The sequence below is a fragment of the Neisseria sp. P0022.S010 genome, assembly GCF_051956635.1.
The window spans coordinates 1-2,135 of the sequence record NZ_JBQCXF010000496.1 but is presented as its reverse complement, the minus strand read 5'-3'; the positions used below and the strand labels follow the sequence as shown (position 1 = coordinate 2,135).

Annotated in this window: 2 protein-coding genes and 1 tRNA gene; 2 read left to right on the top strand and 1 reads right to left on the bottom strand. The window is 48.9% G+C overall.

Translation table 11 applies throughout. The annotated features are described in order from the left end of the window. Both ACTHUT_RS18585 and ACTHUT_RS18580 read left to right on the top strand, forming a co-directional pair. Positions 1 to 644 (top strand): FadR/GntR family transcriptional regulator (locus ACTHUT_RS18585; protein WP_440419362.1); only part of this gene is annotated, 644 nt, incomplete at its 5' end. Between the two features lie 110 nt (positions 645 to 754). Further along, on the top strand, positions 755 to 1,948 hold the full coding sequence (locus ACTHUT_RS18580; protein ID WP_250601196.1) for an amino acid aminotransferase: 1,194 nt from the start codon (positions 755 to 757) through the stop codon (positions 1,946 to 1,948). A 91-nt stretch (positions 1,949 to 2,039) separates the two neighbouring features. On the opposite strand, the gene ACTHUT_RS18575 is transcribed toward ACTHUT_RS18580, so the two are convergent. After that, positions 2,040 to 2,115 (bottom strand) — tRNA-Arg (locus tag ACTHUT_RS18575). Positions 2,116 to 2,135: the final 20 nt, after the last annotated feature.

The following is a 2,135-nucleotide window of genomic DNA, read 5'->3' as shown; positions in this document are numbered from 1 at the left end:
GCGTATCACGTCCGTCGGTCAGGGTGGCATTGAATATCTTGATTGCGAAGCAGGTTTTGGAAGCGCGGCAGGGCGATGGCTATTATGTTTCCGTCAAGCCGCAACAGGATTTTTTACAAAGCTGGCAGGAGTTGCTCGGCAAACATACCAATTGGGAAACAGACGTATTCGATTTTAGCTGTCATGTTGAAGGCTGTATGGCGGCGCTGGCTGCCGAAAGACGGACTGACGCCGATTTGAAACGCATTGACTTTTGGAGGCAGAAGTTTGAAACGGCTTGTGAAAGCGGAAATTTGGAGCATCAGGCCGAAGCAGACGTCAGCTTCCATCAAACCATTGCCGATGCTGCACACAATATCCTATTCAGCCACCTTTCCAGCAGCCTGCTCAAAATGCTTTATCAGCAAACACGCAGCGGCATTATCTATATCCATCAAACCGAAGACCCGCGCCCGACATTGATTGCCCAGCACCGCGCTATTTTTGAAGCCGTTGCCCAGGCCAAACCGGCAGAGGCTGCTGAAGCGGCCAAGCTGCATTTGAATTATGTCGCCCACCGCATTTTGCAGGACAGGGAATATCAAAGCCGCAGCGAGCATGCGGATGTATTGGCACAAAATGATTTGAAACGGGTAGATTGGTAGCGTTTAAAAATAATCAGGCCGTCTGAATTTTTCAGACGGCCTGATTTTGCAAATAAGGACTTTTAGTGCCACAATCTTCATCAATTCTGTCTGAAAACAAAGGAAGCACCATGTACCGTCATGTCGAGTATTATCCGGGCGACCCGATTTTGAGTTTGGTTGAAACCTTCAAACGCGACGAGCGTCCTGAAAAAGTCAATTTGAGCATAGGCATTTATTTTGATGACGAAGGCAAAATGCCGGTTTTGGAATCTGTCCGCCGAGCAGAAGCAGAGCGTGCGGCCGTACCGCGACCATCGCCTTATCTGCCGATGGAAGGTTTGGACACTTATCGAAGCGCGGTTCAGCGTTTGTTGTTTGGCAAGGATAATCCGGCATTGGCAGAAGGGCGTGTTGCAACCGTACAGACTTTAGGCGGCTCGGGGGCATTGAAAGTCGGTGCCGACTTTTTGCACCGTTGGTTCCCTGATGCAAAAGCCTATGTCAGCGATCCGACGTGGGACAACCATAAAGGCATTTTTGAAGGCGCAGGTTTTGAAGTGGGGACGTATCCTTATTACAACCCTGAAACCGTCGGCGTGAAATTTGAAGAAATGACTGCGTTTTTCAAAACATTGTCGGAAAACAGCGTCTTGATCTTGCACCCATGCTGTCAAAACCCGACCGGCGTAGATATGTCGCAAGCACAATGGGATGAAGTGTTGGACATCATCAAAACGCACAAGCTGATTCCATTTATGGATATTGCCTATCAAGGTTTCGGCGAGGATTTGGACAGCGATGCCTATGCAATCCGTAAAGCCGTCGAAATGGGTCTGCCTTTGTTTGTCAGCAACTCTTTCTCGAAAAACCTGTCGCTGTACGGAGAGCGCGTCGGCGGTTTGAGCGTAGTGTGTCCCAATAAGGAAGAAGCAGAGCTGGTGTTCGGACAGTTAAAATTTACCGTCCGTCGCATTTATTCCAGCCCTGCCGCGCATGGTGCATATATTGCGTCTGATGTGATGAACAGCGATGATTTGCGCGCTTTGTGGGAGAACGAGGTTTACGCCATGCGCGACCGTATCCGTGCCATGCGTCAGAAGCTTTATGATGTTTTGACGGCCAAAATCCCCAATCGCGATTTCAGCTATTTCATCAAACAGCGCGGCATGTTCAGCTATACAGGCCTGACCGTAGAGCAGGTACGCCGCCTGCGTGACGAGTTTGCCGTTTATTTGCTTGATTCGGGCAGGATGTGTGTGGCTGGTTTGAATGCATCAAATATCGATTATGTGGCCGAGGCATTTGCCAAAGTGTTGCAATAGCCGTTCAATCTGAAATTGAATGTAGTTTTATTTGAAGTAAATCAAAAGGCCGTCTGAAAAATTTTCATCTTTCAGACGGCCTATTTATAATTGGCGCACCCAACAGGGATCGAACCTGTGACCTCCAGCTTCGGAAACTGACACTCTTCCAACTGAGCTATGGGTGCGGAAGCCGTAAGGTTAACGC